The organism is Microbulbifer litoralis, from assembly GCF_023634065.1.
GTDB lineage: Bacteria > Pseudomonadota > Gammaproteobacteria > Pseudomonadales > Cellvibrionaceae > Microbulbifer > Microbulbifer litoralis.
Map to the genome: position 1 here is coordinate 111,257 of NZ_JALKCV010000008.1, position 18,715 is coordinate 129,971.

The 18,715-nt window shown below is 63.9% G+C and carries 12 protein-coding genes; 6 read left to right on the top strand and 6 right to left on the bottom strand.

The features are described from left to right. Positions 1–51: 51 nt before the first annotated feature. Positions 52–690 (top strand): pyridoxamine 5'-phosphate oxidase, encoded by a 639-nt coding sequence (pdxH, locus tag MWN76_RS13330; protein WP_250461929.1) that lies wholly within the window; start codon positions 52–54, stop codon positions 688–690. A gap of 133 nt (positions 691–823) precedes the next feature. Continuing rightward, positions 824–1,624: an IclR family transcriptional regulator gene (locus MWN76_RS13335; protein ID WP_250461930.1), complete on the top strand. Its 801-nt coding sequence runs from the start codon at positions 824–826 to the stop codon at positions 1,622–1,624. Here the strand turns inward: MWN76_RS13335 and MWN76_RS13340 are convergent. Genes MWN76_RS13340 through MWN76_RS13350 form a run of 3 tightly spaced genes read right to left on the bottom strand, consistent with a single transcriptional unit; the run spans position 1,618 to position 5,115 of the window. After that, positions 1,618–2,742 carry an acyl-CoA dehydrogenase family protein gene (locus tag MWN76_RS13340; RefSeq protein ID WP_250461931.1) on the bottom strand — a complete coding sequence of 375 codons (1,125 nt, stop codon included), beginning with the start codon at positions 2,740–2,742 and terminating at the stop codon, positions 1,618–1,620. The genes MWN76_RS13335 and MWN76_RS13340 overlap by 7 nt on opposite strands. 4 nt (positions 2,743–2,746) lie before the next feature. Then, a complete protein-coding gene (locus MWN76_RS13345; RefSeq protein ID WP_250461932.1) occupies positions 2,747–3,952 on the bottom strand; it encodes an acyl-CoA dehydrogenase family protein in 1,206 nt (401 codons plus the stop codon). A gap of 11 nt (positions 3,953–3,963) precedes the next feature. Beyond that, on the bottom strand, positions 3,964–5,115 hold the full coding sequence (locus MWN76_RS13350; protein WP_250461933.1) for an acyl-CoA dehydrogenase family protein: 1,152 nt from the start codon (positions 5,113–5,115) through the stop codon (positions 3,964–3,966). A gap of 191 nt (positions 5,116–5,306) precedes the next feature. Here MWN76_RS13350 and MWN76_RS13355 point away from each other — a divergent pair, with 191 nt between their 5' ends. The 4 genes from MWN76_RS13355 (at position 5,307) to MWN76_RS13370 (ending at position 12,672) form a co-directional block, all read left to right on the top strand. Then, positions 5,307–6,509, top strand: a complete 1,203-nt coding sequence (locus MWN76_RS13355; RefSeq protein WP_250461934.1) for an acetyl-CoA C-acyltransferase — start codon at positions 5,307–5,309, stop codon at positions 6,507–6,509. 94 nt (positions 6,510–6,603) lie between these two features. Continuing rightward, on the top strand, positions 6,604–8,709 hold the full coding sequence (locus MWN76_RS13360; RefSeq protein WP_250461935.1) for a 3-hydroxyacyl-CoA dehydrogenase NAD-binding domain-containing protein: 2,106 nt from the start codon (positions 6,604–6,606) through the stop codon (positions 8,707–8,709). Between the two features lie 347 nt (positions 8,710–9,056). Next, positions 9,057–11,351 (top strand): TonB-dependent receptor, encoded by a 2,295-nt coding sequence (locus MWN76_RS13365; protein WP_250461936.1) that lies wholly within the window; start codon positions 9,057–9,059, stop codon positions 11,349–11,351. 337 nt (positions 11,352–11,688) lie between these two features. Next, the gene (locus MWN76_RS13370; RefSeq protein ID WP_250461937.1) at positions 11,689–12,672 is read left to right on the top strand and encodes an NAD(P)H-quinone oxidoreductase; all 984 of its coding nucleotides are present in this window, start codon (positions 11,689–11,691) and stop codon (positions 12,670–12,672) included. A 14-nt stretch (positions 12,673–12,686) separates the two neighbouring features. On the opposite strand, the gene MWN76_RS13375 is transcribed toward MWN76_RS13370, so the two are convergent. The 3 genes from MWN76_RS13375 to xseA all read right to left on the bottom strand — a co-directional run bounded on the left by MWN76_RS13375 (position 12,687) and on the right by xseA (position 18,644). Then, complete coding sequence (locus tag MWN76_RS13375; RefSeq protein WP_250461938.1) at positions 12,687–14,906, bottom strand: transporter substrate-binding domain-containing protein; 2,220 nt, start codon at positions 14,904–14,906, stop codon at positions 12,687–12,689. A gap of 61 nt (positions 14,907–14,967) precedes the next feature. Further along, a complete protein-coding gene (locus MWN76_RS13380; protein WP_250461939.1) occupies positions 14,968–17,220 on the bottom strand; it encodes an MltF family protein in 2,253 nt (750 codons plus the stop codon). 59 nt (positions 17,221–17,279) lie between these two features. After that, the gene (xseA, locus tag MWN76_RS13385) at positions 17,280–18,644 is read right to left on the bottom strand and encodes an exodeoxyribonuclease VII large subunit (RefSeq protein WP_250461940.1); all 1,365 of its coding nucleotides are present in this window, start codon (positions 18,642–18,644) and stop codon (positions 17,280–17,282) included. Positions 18,645–18,715 lie beyond the last annotated feature (71 nt).

Below are 18,715 nucleotides of genomic sequence, written 5' to 3' on the forward strand. Positions count from 1 at the left end.
TCGCAGACGCCGGGTAGACTTGCAGTCTGGAAGTGAAGGAGTAAGCGGGTAATGGAAATCGATCAATGGCGCCGGGAGTATCTGCGCGGCGGCCTGTCGCGGGAGGACCTGAAGGGGACCCCGGTGGAGCAGTTCAGCCAGTGGCTGTCGGAGGCGGTGGAATCCGGGTTGTCGGACCCGAGTGCCATGAGCCTGGCGACCGTGGACGCCAACGGCCAGCCGTCCCAACGTATCGTGTTGCTGAAAGGTTTCGACGAGCAGGGTTTTGTGTTTTATACCAACCTGCACAGCCACAAGGCGCGGGATATCGCCGGCAACGCGCAGGTCTGCCTGCTGTTCCCGTGGCAGTCCCTGGAGCGGCAGGTGATTGTCTACGGCCGCGCGGGTGCGCTGTCGCGCGAGGAGGCGCTGGCCTATTTCCACAAGCGGCCACGGGACAGCCAGCTGGCCGCCTGGGCGTCGCAGCAGAGCCAGGTGATCGATTCCCGCGAGCAGCTGGATCGGCAGTTCGAGGATGTAAAGGCACGCTTCGGCGACGGCGAGATTCCGTTGCCGGACTTCTGGGGCGGCTACCGCGTGGTGCCGCAGGAAGTGGAGTTCTGGCAGGGCGGCTCCCGGCGCCTGCACGACCGGTTTATCTACCGGCGCGGCGGTGACGGGCAGTGGGTGACCAGCCGGCTGTCGCCGTGAATCGGCACTGACCGAGTTGCCCCGATCCCGCAATACCTGCGGGTAATCGCGTTCCGGGGCGGCCCTTTGCAGGGAGTCCCGAAAACCCAAATCGAATATGTATAATGTGCCCCTGGATGCAAAAAGGCACAGTATGAATTCAATCACGGGGTTGCCGCGGGAAAAGGGCGAGGCCACCGACCGCAAGTTTATCGAGGCGCTGGCGCGCGGCCTGGATGTGCTGAGGGCCTTCCAGCCGGGGGACGGCTTTCTCGGCAACCAGGAGATCGCCCGGCGTACCGGCGTGCCCAAATCCAGCGTCTCCCGCCTGACCTATACCCTGACCAAGCTCGGCTACCTGAGCTATTCCGAACGCCTGGAAAAGTACCAGCTTGGCAGCGGTGTGCTGGCACTGGGTTATGCCTTCGTCTCCAACCTCGCCATCCGCCAGGTCGCCAGGCCGATGATGCAGGAACTGGCAAACAGCTCCGGTACTTCCGTGGGCCTCGCCGATCGCGATCGACTGGAAATGATCTATGTGGAGTACTGTGCGCCGGAAAAGGTCACCACGTTCCGCCACGAAATCGGCAACCGGGTACCGCTGTCCACCAGTGCCATGGGCCGCGCCTACCTGGCCGTGTTGCCGGAGGACGAGCGCCGCTATTTCGAAAGTTATATCGAGCGCAAGGCCGGCGACAAATGGCCGGAAGTCAGGGCCGGTATCGATGCCGCGGTGGAGAGTTTCGGCGAGCGCGGTTTCTGTACCTCTTTTGGCGAGTGGGACCGCGACCTGAACGGCGTGGCCGTGCCCCTGCGGCTGGGCGAGGGGCAGGTGTTCGCCTTCAATGCCGGTGGCCCGGCCTACCGGCTGGAGCCAGAATTCCTGGAGCGCGAAGTGGCGCCACGGCTGAAAAATATGGTGCGCAATATCGAAGCGACACTGATCCGCTACTGACACCGCGCAAAGCGCGCGGTATGAAAATCCGTGCTGCCGAAAAGATACTGGACCGCGGTCAGCCGCTTGAACAGGTGCGCCACGTCCAGTTCGTCGGTCACGCCGATACCGCCGTGCAGTTGCACGGCCTCCTGTCCCAGGTGCCGGGCCGCGCGGCCGATGCGGCTCTTGGCCGCGGACACCGCCCGCGGCGCCACGCCGCCGTTGGCATCCAGTTGCGTGGCCGCCATCAGCAGGATGGAGCGCGCCTGCTCGCACTCGATGAACATGTCGGCCATGCGGTGTTGCAGGGCCTGGAAGCTGCCGATGGGGCGGCCGAACTGTTTGCGGGTGCGGGCGTATTCGAGGGTCTTTTCCAGCGCGCTGTCCATGGCCCCCACCGCTTCGGCACACACCGCCAGGGTGGCGCGGTCGATGCATTTCTCGATTGCCGCCAGGGCCGCGCCCTCCTCGCCCAGCCTTGCGGCGGCGGGCACGTGCACATTGTCGAGCCGGATATCCGCGGCACCGTGACCGTCGACGTTTTTATAGCTGTGCCGCGAGACAGCCCCGGCGTCCACCAGGAACAGGCTGATGCCGTCCCGGTCGCAGCGATCGCCATTGGTGCGGGCGGCGACGATCAGCTGTTCGGCGGCGCCGCCGTTCAGCACCACCGATTTGTGGCCGTCCAGTTGATAGTGGTCGCCGTCGCGGTGGGCGCGGCAGTCGATATCCGCCAGGTTGAAGCGGCCCAGGGGTTCGGTGAAGGCGAAAGCGAGTTGCAGTTTGCCGTCGATCAACGCCGGCAACAGTTCCGCCTTCTGCGCCTCGCTGCCGCACTCGGCCAGCAGGCCTCCGGCCAGCACCGCACAGGGCAGGAAGGGCTCCACTACCATGCCCCTGCCGAATTCCTCCATCACCGGCAACAGGTCCACCGCGGTGCCGCCGAGGCCGCCGTCCGCCTCGGTAAATGGCACCATCAGCCAACCCAGTTCGGCGAAGGTCTGCCAGTGTTGCGAACTGAAGCAGTCTTCGCTTTCGACGATTTTCCGGCGGCTGTCAAAATCGTAGTCCTGTTGCACGAAGCGGCGCACGCTGTCCGCCAGCATCTGTTGCTCTTCACTGTAATTGAAGTCCACAGCCTTAACCTCCCAGCCCGAGTACGGCCTTGCAGATGATGTTCTTCTGGATTTCGTTGCTGCCGCCGTAGATGGATGCCTTGCGGTTGTTGAAATAGCGCAGCCAGCTGGTGGCGGCAGTGTCGGGCCCGACCGGTGTCCCCCCGAAATCCTCACGGAACTGTTCCGGCACGAAGGGCATGCCGTGGTAGCCGGCGATCTCCACCTGTAGCTCGTCCACCTGCTGCGCCACTTCGGTGCCCTTGATTTTCAGGATCGACGACTCCGGCCCCGGCGCCTGGCCGGTGTTGACCGCGGCCAGGGTGCGAAGCTCCGTGTACTCGAGTGCGATCAGTTCGATTTCCAGTTCCGCCAGTTTCTGTGCGAATACCGGGTTTTCCAGCAGGCTGGCGCCGCCGTCGCCGGTTTCGGCGGCGCGCGCGCGGGCGTCTTCCAGGCGCCGCCGGGTCTGCGGCACCCGCGCGATGCCGGTGCGCTCGTGGGTGAGCAGCACCTTGGCGTAGGTCCAGCCGCGCCCCTCTTCGCCGATGCGGTTCTCCACCGGTACGCGCACGTTATCGAAATGCACTTCATTGACTTCCGGATAGCCATCCAGCGTGCGGATGGGCGATACGGTGATGCCGGGGGAGTGCATGTCGATCAGCAGGAAACTGATCGCCTGCTGGTCTTTCACTTCCGGCCCGCCCGTGCGCACCAGGCAGAAAACCCAGTCGGCGAACTGGGCCAGGGTGGTCCAGGTCTTGGTGCCGTTGACGATATAGTGGTCGCCGTCGCGCGCAGCCGTGGTTTTCAGCGAGGCCAGGTCCGAGCCGGCGTTGGGTTCGGAATAGCCCTGGCACCACCAGGCATTGCTGGCGAGAATATCCGGCAGAAAGCGCTGTTTCTGTTCCTCGGTGCCGTAGCTGTAGATCACCGGTGCCACCATTTTCATACCGAAGGGGATGACTTCCGGTGCGCCGGCGCGGGCGCACTCGTCGGCCCAGATGGCTTTGCAGGTCGCACTCCAGCCGGTGCCACCGTATTGTTCCGGCCAGTTGGGGGCGGCCCAGCCCTGCTGGTAGAGAATTTTTTGCCAGCGTACATAGTCATTCTTTTCCAGGTGTAGGCCGCGGAGTGTCCGGCGCCGGATATCCTCCGGCAATTTTGCCTGCAGGAATGCTCGCACCCGGTCGCGGAAGACCAGTTCCTCTTGACTGAAACGCGTGTCCATTTTTCCTCCCCTCAACTGATTTCGCGCAGCATGTTTCTCGCGATCAGCATGCGCTGGATTTCCGATGTGCCCTCGTAGAGGCGGAACAGGCGCACGTCGCGATAGAAACGCTCCACGCCGTAGTCGGCGATATAACCGGCACCGCCGTGAATCTGCACCGCGCGATCGGCGACGCGCCCGACCATTTCCGTGGCGAACAGTTTGCAGCAGGAAGCCAGGGTGTTGGTCGGTTGGCCCCCGTCCCGCTGGCGCGCCGCATCCAGCACCATGCTCCGCGCCGCATAGGCCTCGGTGCGCGAGTCCGCCAGCATGGCCTGGATCATCTGGTGTTCGCCGATGGGTTTGCCGAACTGGCGGCGCTCGGCGGCGTAGTGCAGGGCGTCGTCGAGCAGCCGCTCGGCGGTGCCAACACAGAGGGCGGCGATATGCAGCCGCCCGCGATCCAGCACCTTCATCGAGGTGACAAAGCCCTCGCCCTCGCGGCCGCCGATCAGGTTTTCCGCCGGCACCCGCGCATCCTCGAAAATCACATCGCAGGTGTGGGCGCCGGCCTGGCCCATTTTTTTATCTTTCGGTCCCAGGCTGATGCCCGCGGTATCCGCATCGACGATAAACGCCGATACGCCGCGCGCGCCCTTGATCGAGGGATCGGTGCGGGCCATCACGGTAAAAGTGCCGGCGCGCGGCGCATTGGTGATAAAGCGCTTGCAGCCGTTGATGTGGTAGTAATCGCCGTCGCGCACCGCCGCGGTCCGTACCGATGCCGCATCGGAGCCCACGTCGGGCTCGGTGAGGCAGAAGGCGCCGATCAGTTCGCCGCTGGCGTAGCGGGGCAGGTAGCGGCGCCTCTGTGCCCCGGTTCCGTCGAAGACGATGGCGGCGGAGCCGATTCCGTTGTTGGTGCCGACCAGCGAGCGGAACGCCGGCGAGGTGCGGCCCAGCTCCATTGCCACCAGCGCCTCCTCTTCCATGGTCAGGCCCAGGCCGCCGTAGGCTTCGGGAATCGTGAGCCCGAACAGCCCCAGCGCTTTCATTTCCTCCACCAGCGCCTCCGGGATGGCGTCCGCCTCCGCGACCTGGGATTCCGCCGGGACCAGCCGCTCGCGCACAAAGCGGGCGATGGTGTCCAGCAACTGCGCCAGCGTTTCCCGGTCGCGGATCATGCTCCTGCCTCCCTGTCCGATCAGATTGCCAGATACGCTAACACTAAATTCTGCAGTGCGGAACACTTGAATTACTTTTGAAGTGAGTGTATCAATAGGCGGTCGACGGTTTGGCTTGAACCCGGATAAAAACGATCGCGCGTCGAGCGTTGGCCAGACCTTTTCCGATGCCGATGCCACAGGGGGGAGCGATGAGCGCGTATATCTACGACGGCGGCCGCACCGCCTTCGGTCGCCACGGCGGCTGCCTGGCAACGGTGCGCCCGGACGACCTGCTGGCGCGGGTGGTGTCGGAACTGGTGGGGCGCAATCCGTTCGACTGGCGCCACTGCGAGGACCTGATAGCCGGCAGCAGCAACCAGGCCGGCGAGGACTGCCGCAATGTGGCCCGCTTCGCCGGGTTGCTCGCGGGCCTGCCGCTGGAAACCGGCGGTATCACCGTGAACCGGCTCTGCGGCTCGGGCATGGCGGCGGTGGCGGACGCGGCGCGCTGCGTCAGGGCGGGAGAGGGCCAGCTGTTTATCGCCGGTGGTGTCGAGTCCATGAGCCGCGCGCCGCTGGTGCTCTCCAGGGCCGGGGCTCCCTTCGATCGCGGCCAGCAGCTGGCCGACACCACGCTCGGTCCGCGCTTTACCAATCCGCTGGTTGCCGAACACTTTGGCAATCACGCCATGCCCGAGACCGCGGACAACATAGCTGCAGCGTTGCATATCGGCCGCGGGGAGAGCGACCGCTTTGCCGCCGCCTCCCAGGCCAGGTACGAAGCGGCCCGCGCGCGGGATTTTTTTACCGAAGAGATTGTGCCGGTAGCCGTGCCCGCCCGCCGCAGGGGAGAGGAGCGACGGCTGGTGAAGTGCGACGAGCACCCGCGCCCGAATACCGACGTGGCGACACTGGCAAAACTGGAACCACTGTTCGACGGCGGCGTGGTGACCGCCGGCAATGCATCCGGCATCAACGACGGTGCCGCGGCACTGGTGGTCGGTTCGCGCGGGATCGGCGAAGCCGCCCGTATCGCCCCCCGGGCGCGCATCGCCGCCTCCGCGGTCGCGGGGGTCGAGCCGCGGCTGATGGGCCTGGGGCCGGTGCCGGCATCGCGCAAGGTGCTGAGGCGCGCCGGTTTAACCCTGCGGGATATGGACGTGATCGAAATCAACGAGGCCTTTGCGGTACAGGTGCTGGGTTGCCTGCGGCAGCTGGAAATCGATTTCGACGACGAACGCGTCAATCCCAATGGCGGCGCTATCGCCGTCGGCCATCCGCTGGGTGCCAGCGGCGCGCGTATTGTGTTGACGGCACTGCGGCAACTGGAACGCTGCGGCGGGCGCTACGCGCTGGTGTCCATGTGTATCGGCGCGGGGCAGGGGATTGCGATGGTATTGGAGCGGGCCTGAGTCTGCCGCGGGTGTTTTGATGGGCTGCCCATCCCGCTGGCATCGGCTCGGGCAAATGGGTGACAGAGGAACAGTGGATAGGAAAGGGAGAAGTATGTCTCTGCTTGATTATGACATTCGCGATGGCATCGGCGTTATCCGGATCGACAACCCACCGGTCAATGCGTTGTCCACGGCGTTGCGGAATGAAATCCAGCAGGCCTTCGCGACAGCCCGGGACGACGACAGCGAAGCGCTGCTGCTGATCTGCGCAGGCCGCACCTTCGTGGCCGGCGCCGATATCGGTGAATTCGACCAACCGCCGCAGGTGCCATTGCTGCCGGAAGTGGTCGAGCAGATAGAGCGGTGCGGTAAACCGGTGATTGCCGCGCTGCACGGTACGGCCCTGGGCGGCGGCCTGGAGTTGGCGCTGGCCTGTCACTACCGCTGTGCGTTGGCGGATGCCAGTGTCGGGCTGCCGGAAGTGAGGTTGGGGCTACTGCCCGGCGCCGGCGGCACCCAGCGGCTGCCGAGACTGGTGGGGGTGGAGAAGGCGCTGGAAATCATTTCCGGCGGCAGGTCGCTGCCGGTTTCCGAGGCGGAGAAAATCGGCCTGGTCGACCGGGTGTTTGAAACCGGGGCCGGCGAATTACTGCCGCAGGCATTGGCATACGCGCGCGAGATCCTCAAAAGCGGGTGTGGCCCGCGACGGGTCGGCGAGCTGGCGGTCGCGCCCGTGGACGCAAAGATTCTCGAGTCGTTTCGCCACCGGCTCGAGAAACGCGCACGGGGGCAGCTGGCGCCGCAACTGATCGTCGATGCGATTCAGGCCGCGGCCAAGCTGCCACTGCAGCAGGGGCTGGAAAAAGAGCGCACCCTGTTTGCGCGATGCAAGGAGTCCGAACAGTCCCGCGCCCTGAGGCATGTCTTTTTTGCCGAACGCGAGGCCGCCAGGGTGGAGGGACTCGAAGGCGTGGAGGCGCGGCCGGTACGCTCGGTGGGGATTGTCGGTGCCGGCACCATGGGCGGCGGCATCGCCATGAGCCTTGCCAACGCCGGTGTGCCGGTCACGCTGCTGGAAATGAATCGGGACGCGCTGGCCCGGGGCACTGCCGCGATCGAACGCAACTACGGTACTTCGGTGCGGCGCGGCAAACTGGGCGGGGAGGCGGTGGAACGCAGCCTGGGTTTGATCCGCGGCACCACCGACTACGACGACCTTTCGCAGGTGGACCTGGTCATCGAGGCCGTGTATGAAGACCTGAACGTAAAGCGCGAAGTGTTTGCTCGCCTGGATCGCACCTGCCGACCCGGTGCCATGCTCGCCAGCAATACCTCCTACCAGGACCTGGATGCGATCGCCTCGGTGACCTCGCGACCCGGCGACGTGGTGGGCCTGCACTTCTTCAGCCCAGCGCACATCATGAAGTTGCTGGAAGTGGTCCGCGGCAGGAAAACCGCGGACGATGTGCTGGCCGCGGCGATGAAGCTGGCCAGGCGCATCGGCAAGGTGCCGGTGTTGTCCGGTGTCTGCTACGGCTTTATCGGCAACCGCATGCTGCAGCGCTACGCCGGCCAGGCACAGCGCTGCCTGCTTGAAGGCGCCTCGCCGCAGCAGGTGGATGGCGCCATGGAATCCTGGGGCATGGCCATGGGGCCGATTGCGGTCGGGGACCTGGCGGGCCTGGATATCGGTTACCGCGCGCGCCAGTCCCTGGACGCGGAACAAAAGGGCGATCCGCGCGGCTACTGTATTGCCGATGCGCTGGTTGAACGCGGCCGGCTGGGACAGAAAAGTGGTGCCGGTTTCTACACATACGATGCGGACACCCGGGAACGCAAACCCGACCCCGGGGTCGCCTCCCTGATCGAGGAAAAGGCCCTCGAACTCGATGTGGTGCGTCGCGGTTTTACCGAGGGACAAATTCGCGAGCGCCTGCTGCTGGCGCTGGTCAATGAAGGGGCAAAAATACTGCAGGAGGGAATCGCGCAACGGCCCGGGGATATCGACATTGTCTATATTCACGGCTACGGCTTTCCCGCCCATCGCGGTGGTCCCATGTACCACGCCGACAGCCTGGGGCTGGACAGGGTGCAAAACGCCATCTGCGATCTCCAGGCGGAGTACGGCGGTGACTGCTGGGAGCCGGCACCACTGTTGAGGGAGCTCGCGGAGAGCGGACTGTCATTTGCCGATTGGGCCAGGGGGCAGCGCCGCTGATTGCAGAATTTTTTTGGTAATTTTACTACAGGAATTATCGGTAGGAACGTCGGGTTTTCCGGTGCAATCGATCGCCGCCGGTGTGCTACTAACCTGTATTTAATGTCATTGAATTGAGGTTCACCTGATCGCCACTGGAAAGTGTATAAACGGGGATTATTTTTCTTTACACGACCCCTTGATCGGGTAATCTTCAATGGATCCCCCGCGACGCGGGGCGGATTCAGAACAGCGCGGTAACTGGTCGGGGTTTCGAGAATAAAAACAAACGAAACCATAGCAGTACCGACCGCGGTGTTTCCGTTGCTGAACCTATAAAAATAACTCAGCGCAATGGAGAGAAAGTCATGGGAAGTCCGTTCAACCCGAGAACCAATATAACGCTCGCTTCCACCTGCTCGCTGGCGGCGCTGTCACTCGCCTGCGGCGTGGGCAGTGCGCACGCCGCCGAGGGATCGGTGGCAACCGTGATGGAGGAAGTGGAAGTGACCGCGCGCAAGCGCGCCCAGGCGGAAAAACTGCAGCAGGTGCCGGTCGCGGCTACCGCCTATTCCGGCGCCCAGCTGGAGGCGCTGCAGACGGAAGACCTGCAGAGCCTGGCCTTCAAGATGCCCAACGTGCAGCTCGACGATGTGGGCACGGTCAAGAGCACCGCCAACTTCACCATTCGCGGGCTCGGCGTCAACAGTTCCATTCCGTCCATCGACCCGACGGTGGGCGTGTTTGTCGACGGCATGTACCTGGGCATTAACGGCGGCGTGGTGCTCGACCTGTTCGACCTGGAGGGCATCGAGGTGTTGCGCGGCCCCCAGGGGCTGCTGTTCGGTCGCAATGTGACCGGCGGCGCGGTGCTGGTAAAAACGGCCAAACCCACGGAGGAATTTTCCAGCAAGCTGCGCCTGTCCACGACCGACAACCGGGAAACCAACCTGGCCGGCGCCGTGTCCGGGCAGATCAGTGAAAACATCAACGGCCGCCTGACCGCCTACTACAACGACGATGCCGGCTGGTTTGAAAACAAGTATACCGGCAACGATGAATACGGCGCGTCCACCACCTGGTTCGTGCGCCCGAGTTTCAGTGTCGACCTGGGCGAATCCGCCGAACTACTGATGCGTTTCGAGCACGGCGAGGTGGACTCGGATGGCGTGCCGGGGCAGAACCGCGGCGACATCTCCCAGGCAATCGCCGCCTCCGTCGGTGTGACCGACTGGGACAACAGCGGGGACTCTTTCGAGATTGCCATCGACGAGGAGGGCTGGGGTGCGCGCGACTGGAACCAGGCGGTGGCCGAGTACAACCAGGATGTGGCCTTCGGCAACGGCACCGTTACCAACATTCTCGCCTGGCGGGAATTCGAGAGCCGCGGCCGTGCGGATATCGATTCGCTGCCATTGCCGCTGTTCCACTCCGGCAGCGTGATCGACCAGAGCCAGGTCAGCAATGAGCTCCGTTACTCGGGGCGTTTCGGTGCCACATCGATCACATCCGGTGTCTACTGGTTCAGCCAGGACCTGACCTACCTGGAGCGGCGGGAAATACTGGGCGCGCTGGCCGACCTGGCGCCACCGCCGTACAACGCCCTTTTCCCGGTTGTCATGACCGGTGGCGGGCTGCAGGAGCACGAGGCGCTGGGCGTCTTCAGCCAGGCCGATATCGATCTCAACGAATCCTGGGTGCTGACCCTCGGCGGTCGCTATTCGAAAGAGGACAAGGATGCGCAGATCGCCGCCATCGTGCCGGGCAACGGCTGCACCCTGGATGGCTGCCCGGCCTACGAGTTCAACGATACGGAGAGCTGGAGTGCCTTCACACCGAAGGTCGGCCTGCAGTGGAACCTGAGCGACAGCGCCCAGACCTACGCCGTCTGGACCAAGGGCTTCCGCAGCGGCGGTTACAACATGCGCAATACCGCGGCCGGGGAATTGCCCGGGCCCACGGACCAGGAGGAGCAGAGCAGTTTCGAGGTCGGCGCCAAGGCGGAATGGCTGGACGGCCGGCTGCGGACCAACCTGGCCGTATTCCACAACAGCATCGAAGACATGCAGCGCGAGGTGAACCTGGCCGACAGCGGCGCGGCGGTTGTACAGTTGATCCGCAATACCGCCGACGCCACCATTCGCGGGGCCGAATTCGAAATGATGGCGGGGTTGTCCGACAGCCTGCTGCTGAGCATGAACCTGGGCTATGTGGACGGCGACTACGACGATGTGTGGCTGGATATCAGCGGCGACGGGGTTGTCGATGATACTGACCTGGGCCTGGAGATTCCGCGGCTCGCGCCCTGGACCTACGGCGTCGGCCTGATCCACGACCTGTCGCTGGGCTCGGCCGGCACGCTGACCTCGCGGGTCAATTTCAACCACCGCGATGCATCGCCCTACACCGACAACAATGCCGGTATGTTGAGCGAGGTGGATATGGTCGACTTCAGCATCGGTTTTGCGCCATTGGAAGGCAATTATCGCCTGACGCTGTTCGGCCAGAACATGCTGGATGAAGTCAGCGAGGGCAACGACACCCAGTTGCCGACCAGGTTGCAGGTTTCGGACGCGCTGGGTGTGGATCTCGGCCCCAATTCCTCTTTTACCCCGCTCAACCGGGGGCGCGTCATCGGGGTGAAACTCAACTACGACATCTGATCCCGCTGCCGGGCTTGTTGGCGGCCAACCGCCGCTCCTACAATGCGCGAGTCGCACAGGCTTGCGCGCATGCATGCGTACTTGCCATCTCAAGCTTCGGAGTTGGAGACGGCACAAGCCGGGACGGGGTGCGCCCTTCTGGGACTGTCTGCGAGAGGGACCTCGCGGACAAGCGTACAGGGATGTATTCACTGCGTGTCCCAGAAGGGCGTACCCCGTCCCGGCTCCCTGAACTGAACCCCCGAAACTTGAGTTGTCATGCATGCTTATTAGTAGGAAGCGGCGGTTGGCCGCGGTTGTTTTCGGGCAGAGGCCCCAGGATTGAGTGGAGAAACCCATGCGCTATATCGATTTGCCGGAACACGGTGGCCCGGAGGTAATGCAGCTGGCAGAAGGGGACAGGCCCGAGCCGGCGACCGGCGAGGTGCTGGTCCGGGTGGCGGCCGCCGGTGTCAACCGGCCGGATATCGTCCAGCGCATGGGCCTCTACCCGCCGCCCGAGGGCGCCTCGCCGATCATGGGCCTGGAAGTCGCGGGCGATATCGTCGCACTGGGCGAGGGCGTCGGACGCTGGCAGATCGGGGACCGGGTCTGCGCGCTGGCCAATGGCGGCGGTTACGCGGAATACGCCTGTGTCCCGGCCAGCCAGTGCCTGCCGGTGCCGGACGGGTTGTCACTGACGGAGGCCGCGGCCCTGCCGGAAACCTTCTTTACCGTCTGGAGCAATGTCTTCGACCGCGCCGGGCTGCAGCCCGGCGAGATACTGCTGGTGCACGGCGGTTCCTCCGGTATCGGCACCGCGGCCATCCAGATTGCCCGCGCACTGGGCTCGCGGGTGTTCGCCACCGCAGGCTCGGACGAGAAGTGCGCAGCCTGTGAAAAACTGGGAGCGGAAAGGGCCATCAATTACAAGACCGAGGATTTTGTCGGAGTGGTGCGGGAGGCAACCGGTGGCCACGGCGCGGACGTGATCCTGGATATGGTGGGCGGCGACTATGTGGATCGCAATATCCAGCTGGCCGCGCGCGACGGCCGCATCGTCAATATCGCTTTCCTGCAGGGTGCCAGGGTGCAGGTGAACATGCTGCCGGTCATGGTAAAGCGCCTGACCCTGACCGGCTCCACCCTGAGGCCGCAGCTCGCCGCGGTGAAAGCGGCCATTGCCGACGCGCTGGAATCGAGAGTCTGGCCGCTGCTCGCCGGAGGGCGGATAAGGCCGCAAATGGCGGCCACACTCCCACTGGCGCAGGTGGCGGATGCCCACCGGCTGATGGAGTCCAGTACCCATATTGGCAAGATCGTTTTGACCAACGACCAATAATCAATGACGAATGATCAGTGCGCCGTCCGGATCGGCAGCAGCACTGGTGTCCTGCCTCCCGCTGGCGGGGCTCTATCGCTCCCGTTGCGCGCTTCACGCATGGGGGGATCGATATCGCCCGATATCACTTCGGAGTAAGCCTTGTAGAGTTCGCTGATATTGCGCACATACTGCACCGGCTCCGCACCGCGCACATAGCCGTAGCGGGCCTTGTTGAAATAGCGGGGCTCGGATAGCTTGAGCATGGCGACTTCCACATTGTCGAACCAGATATCGGGATCCAGCCCCAGCTCCTTCGCCAGCCGCTGCGCATCCAGCAGGTGGCCGTAGCCGGCGTTGTAGGAGGCGAGGGTAAACCACAGCTTATTGTCGGTTGGCAGTGTCGGGTCGAAGCGGTCCCGCACCCAGTCCAGGTATTTCACCCCGGCCTTGATACCCCGCTCCGGGTCGAACAGTGGTGGCGGATACCCCATCTCTTCGGCGGTTGCCGGCATTACCTGCAGCAGCCCCTGTGCCCCTACCGGCGATACCGCGTCGGGATTGAAATTGCTCTCCTGCCACATCTGTGCCACCACCAGTCGCCAGTCGAACTGGTGTTCCAGGGCAGAGTTTCTCACCAGCTGGTCGAAGGGGGAAATATCCCTGCCGGGAATGATTCGGGCACGCACCTTTTGTGTGAAGCGCTTGTTCGGCTCAAAGTAGGCCTGGTATTTGCGCTGGTACTCTTCGGTTTCCCGGAATTTCTTCAGGAACCTGTCCAGCTTCTTTTTCAGTTCGGTATTCTGTGGCAAAACCATCCAGCCCTGTGGTCTCGGGTCGCTGGTGTAGAGGCCGGGCACCAGTGAATCCCGCAGCGAGCTTTCGATCTTGGCCGCGTGCGCGTCGACGATGGTGGCATCCAGCTCGCCGTCCGCGATCATATTGATAATCTGCGAGTAGGACATCTCCTCCGGTGCCACTTCGATTTCGACGTCGATGCCGCTGTCGCGGATGGCCTCTGCGGTTTTGATGAAGGAAGAGTAGGCGCGCAGGGTCAACGTGCGCCCCGCCAGGTCGCGGACGTCTTCAATCTTGGGGCTGTCGCTGTTGCTGACGACCTGTTCGCGCATTTCCAGGTAGGGGGTTGTAAAAGCCACGCCGCGGTCGATTCGCGCCTGGGTGATGGTGGTGGATGAGCCGGCAATATCGCCGCGTCCCGTCATGAGCCAGTCAATCAGCTCCTGGTCGTGCGGCACGACCACCACCTGTAACTGCAGGTCGTGCTTTTCCGCAAAGGCGCGGGCCAGGTCGTAGTCGAACCCCATCAACAGGCCTTTCCACAGGAAGTAGGAGGTGGGATGGTTGTAGGTCAGCAGGCGGATAACACCGGATTCCCTGATCTCGTCCCAGTCGGCGAAACGTTCGCTATGGAACTGGACCAGGTTCCCGGTCAGGAAGTTATTGATCCTGGCCCGCAGGTATCTGGACTCCTTGCGAACGCCCCAGGCGATGTTTTCCTGCTCGGAGACGGCGGCACCAATATGTACATCGTCCCGGTAGCTGCGCAGCCCCTCTACAACATTGCTGTCGAGAATCGTGATGGTATTGGGATGCTCATTGACGAGGTCCAGCAGGTCGTCCAGCCGATCGTTCAGTGGCACCTCGCGCAGGGTCAGGCCCGCGTCCGGGTGTGCGTCGATCAGTTGCCTGGCGGTGTCCACGTGGGTGGTGTTGGCGTTCACGACGATTTCAACATTCTCCAGTTTGTCCGGGTCGCTGATATCCGGGCCGTCGCTGCCGGTTACCAGGTGTTGCTGGGTGTGGAATACCGGAATGGAAAAGCTGAACAGCTCGCGCCGTTTTTCGGTGTCGGTGAAATTGTCCGCCAGTACATCGGCGTGGCCGTCCAGCAGCATCTGGATGGCTTCCTTCGGGGTGTCTGCCTGCACCCACTTGGCCTCGAGTTTCAGCCTTCTGGCGAATTGGTTGGCCAGGTCGAAATGGCTCTGGGTAACCACCTCGGATCGCGGCAGGTGATTTTCCTCCGGTCCCGACAGGCTGACAAAACGAATGATGCCGCGCTTCCTGAGCGCGGACAGATCCCCGATTTCGATGTAATTGTCGAGCTGGAACTGCTGGCGGAGGCTGGGGCGCGAGGCGGTGTCGGTTTCCGTTTTGGGCGAATCCTGTCTGTGACAGGCGGCCAGCAGGACAATCGCGATCACCAGGCAGATATTGCAGGTTCGAAACCACATAGAAGGCCCCATCCGTCGTCTCCCGGCAAATGGTAGCCACGGACGATACCGCTCCGTAATCTTATGGCGGCTCCCTGGCGGAGGGGGCGCCGCTGCCGGCTTCAGTTTCGGCAGTATCCCCCGGGTGGTTCTTTCTCAGTGGCACGTCCACCGTGGATTCACCACTGGCCACATCCACGTAGGCCTTGTACAGGTTGCTGATCTTGCGCACGTACGCCACCGGTTCGGCGCCGCGCACATAGCCGTAGCGCGCCTTTTTGAAGTACCTGGGCTCCGACAGCTTCAGCATCGCGGTCTCGACATTGTCGAACCAGATATCCGGGTCCAGCCCCAGTTCCTTTGCCAGCCGCTGCGCGTCCAGCAGGTGGCCGTAGCCGGCGTTGTAGGAGGCGAGGGTAAACCACAGGCGGGTGGCGGCGGGCAGCCTCGGGTCGAAGCGCCCGCGCACCCAGTTCAGGTATTTAACGCCGGCCATGATGTTGCGGTCGGGCTCGAACACCGGTGGCGGGAAGCCCATGTCTTCGGCGGTGGCGGGCATCAGTTGCATCAGGCCCTGGGCGCCCACCGGGGAGACCGCCTTGGGATTGAAATTGCTCTCCTGCCACATCTGCGCGATGACCAGGCGCCAGTCGAAGCGGAATTCCTCGGAGGAGGACTTGGCCAGCTCGTCGTAGGGGGAGAGGTCCTGGCCGGGAATGATGCGCGCACGGATTTTCTGCTGGAAACGTTTGTTGGGTTTGAAGTATCGGTTGTAGGTTTCCTCGTAGAGCGGGCTCTTCTTGAACTTCTTCAGGAACTTGTCCAGTTGTTTCAGGAGTTCGCGGTGTTCGGGCAGTACCATCCAGCCCTGCGGGCGCGGATCGCTGACCAGGGTGCCGGTGATGATGCCGGTGCGCAGCGCTGCCTCCACATTGGCCGCGTTGCTGTCGGCAATGCTCGCATCCAGCTCACCTTCGTCCACCATGCTGAATATCTGTGAATAGGAAATCTCCGGATTGGCAATTTCGACCTGCACGTCGATACCGCTGTCCCGCAGCACCTGCGCCGTTTTGATAAACGATGAGTGGGCGCGTACGGTCAGGGTGCGACCGTCCAGGTCCTGGATCGTCTCGATCTTGGGTTTGCCGCTGTGGCTGATTATCTGTTCCGGTGTTTCCAGGTAGGGCGTGGTGAATGCGATACCGCGCGCGATGCGCTCTTTGGTGATGGTCAGCCCGGAGCCGGCGAAGTCTCCGCGGCCCTGCTTGAGCCAGTCGATCAGCTCTTCCTCGAACGGGACCACCACCACCTGCAGTTCCAGTCCGTGCCTGGCGGCAAAGGTCCGCGCGAGATCGTAGTCGAAGCCCATCAGGGCACCTTTCCAGATAAAGTAGGACGTGGGGCTGTTGTAGGTGAGCAGGCGTATCAGGCCGGACCGCTTGATGGCCTTCCAGTCGGCGATGCGCGCGGTCTCTCCCTTGACCAGGTTCTGGGTGAGGAAGTTGTTGACCGTGATCTGCAAGCGCCTGGCATCCTTGCGCATCCCCCAGGCAATATTCTCCAGGTCGGATACCCGTGCGCCCAGCTCCACGTCGTCGCGATAGTGGCGCATTTCCCCGGCGATGTTTTCCTGCAGTATCGCCACCCGGTTGGGCTTTTCGTTGACCGCGTCCATCAACTGGTCGAGATCGCCGTACAGGTCCACCTCGGTGACGCTGAGGTTGGCGTCGGGGTTGTCCCGGATCATCCGCCTGGCGGTATCCACCTGGGTGGAGCCGCTGGGGACGATGAATTCCACATCGCGGAGTTCGTTGGGGTCACTGATATCGGGGCCGGAGGGCCCGGTCACCAGGATCTGGTAGGTCTGGAAGATCGGCGTGGAGAAGTCGATCAATTCGCGCCTGGCCTCGGTGACGGAGAAGTTGTCCGCCATGATATCGGCGCGCCCGCTGCGAATCAGCTCGATGGCCCGGGTGATACTGTGCACCTGGATCCACTGGGGTTCCAGCTTCAGGCGTTTGGCGAGCCGGTTGGCGAGATCGAAATGCCGCTTGGTGACCACCGCCGCACGCGGCAGTGCGTCCTCCCGCGGACCCACCAGGTTCACGTAGCGGATAGTGCCGCGCTTGCGGATTTCCTTCAGGTCGCCGGTTTCAATGTAGCCGGTATAGTCTTCCTCGCTGGGAATGCGCCCGGCGGTGGTGACCGGCATGCGGGCCTGGTCTTGCATGCGCTGGCGGTCGTCGCAGCCCCGTATCGCAAACAGGGCAGCGGCAATCGCAACGGCGATAAACAACACCAGTGGGGAAATACCGGTACGGCGCTGGTTCGGCATAGACTGCTCCTATGGCCGCCTACGCCGGGATTATAGTGTGGCGTCCGGTCGCCGCCCGTCTACTCGGCGGTGCTCTTTCCAACGTTGGTTACGCTGGCGGAAACGCTGCCCTCGGCGAGCCGCACCCGCAGCGGCTGGCCCACTTCCAGCTCCCGGTAGCTTTTCACCACCTGCCCCTGTTCGTCCTGTGCAATGGCGTAGCCCCGCTGCAGGACCGCCAGCGGGCTGACGTTGTGCAGCAGCTGTACCGTGTGCCGGAGCCTTTCCCCGCGGCGCTGGAGCAGTGCCTCGATGGCCCCGGCCAGCTGCCGGGCGGCCTGTTGCAACTGCGCGCGGCGGATTTCGATATCGCGTTCCGGGTGGCAGTGGCCGAAGGCGCGCAGCGCTGTCTGCAGGTCGCGCCGGCGGCCGTGCAGCAGCTGCTGCACGGCGCCTTTCAGGCGCAGCTCCAGGTGGTCGAGGCGCTGGGCGCGATTCTGCAGCTGTTCGCGCGGGTGGCGCAGGCGGTTGCCGGTCAGTTGTACCTGCTGGCGCAGGTGGCGCAGCTGCAACTGCGCGGTGCGGGCTAGGCGCTGGCGCAGCGCCGCCAGGGTCTGCAGCAGCTCGGCGGCGTTGGCGCTGGCGATTTCCGCCGCCGCGGAGGGCGTCGGTGCGCGCAGGTCCGCGGCCAGGTCGGCGATGGTGGTATCCGTCTCGTGGCCCACGGCGGAAATGGTGGGCACCGGGCAGGCGGCCAGGGCGCGGGCGACCATCTCCTCGTTGAAGGGCCACAGGTCCTCCAGCGAGCCGCCGCCGCGACCGACGATCAGCAGGTCGTGGCGGCCGCTGCGCCCGGCGCTGTCGATGGCCGCGGCGATCTGCTGCGCGGCGCCCTGGCCCTGCACCTGGACCGGCCAGAGTTCGATCCTGGCCGCCGGATAGCGCCGCCCCAGCACCTGGATCATATCGCGCACCGCGGCGCCGGTGGGGGAGGTCACGATGCCGATATTGGCGGGCAGGAACGGCATGGCCTTCTTGCGCGCGGGATCGAACAGGCCCTCCGCCTGCAGCCTGGCCTTGAGCTCCTCCAACTGGCGCATCAGCGCGCCGAGGCCCGCCTCCTCCATATGTTCGACAATCAGCTGGTACTCGCCGCGGCCCTCGTAGAGGCTCACGCGGCAGCGCAGCAACACCTCGCGACCGTTGCCGGGGCGGAAGCGCACACTGCGGTTGCGGCCGCGGAACATGGCGCAGCGCACCTGGGCGCGGGCGTCCTTGAGGGTGAAATACCAGTGGCCGGAGCTGGGGGCGGCGAAATTGGAGATTTCACCGCCGACCCAGAGCAGGGGAATGCTGCTCTCGAGCAGCTGTTTGACCTCGCGGTTCAGGTCGCTGACCGAGAGGACACTGCGGTTGCTCTGACTGTTTGGCGCGCTCTGTAGCATTCGGGCCTCGCGGGCGGGGATTTGGCGGGCCAATATTGCAATATCCGGCTGCCGGGGGGAAGGAGACTGCC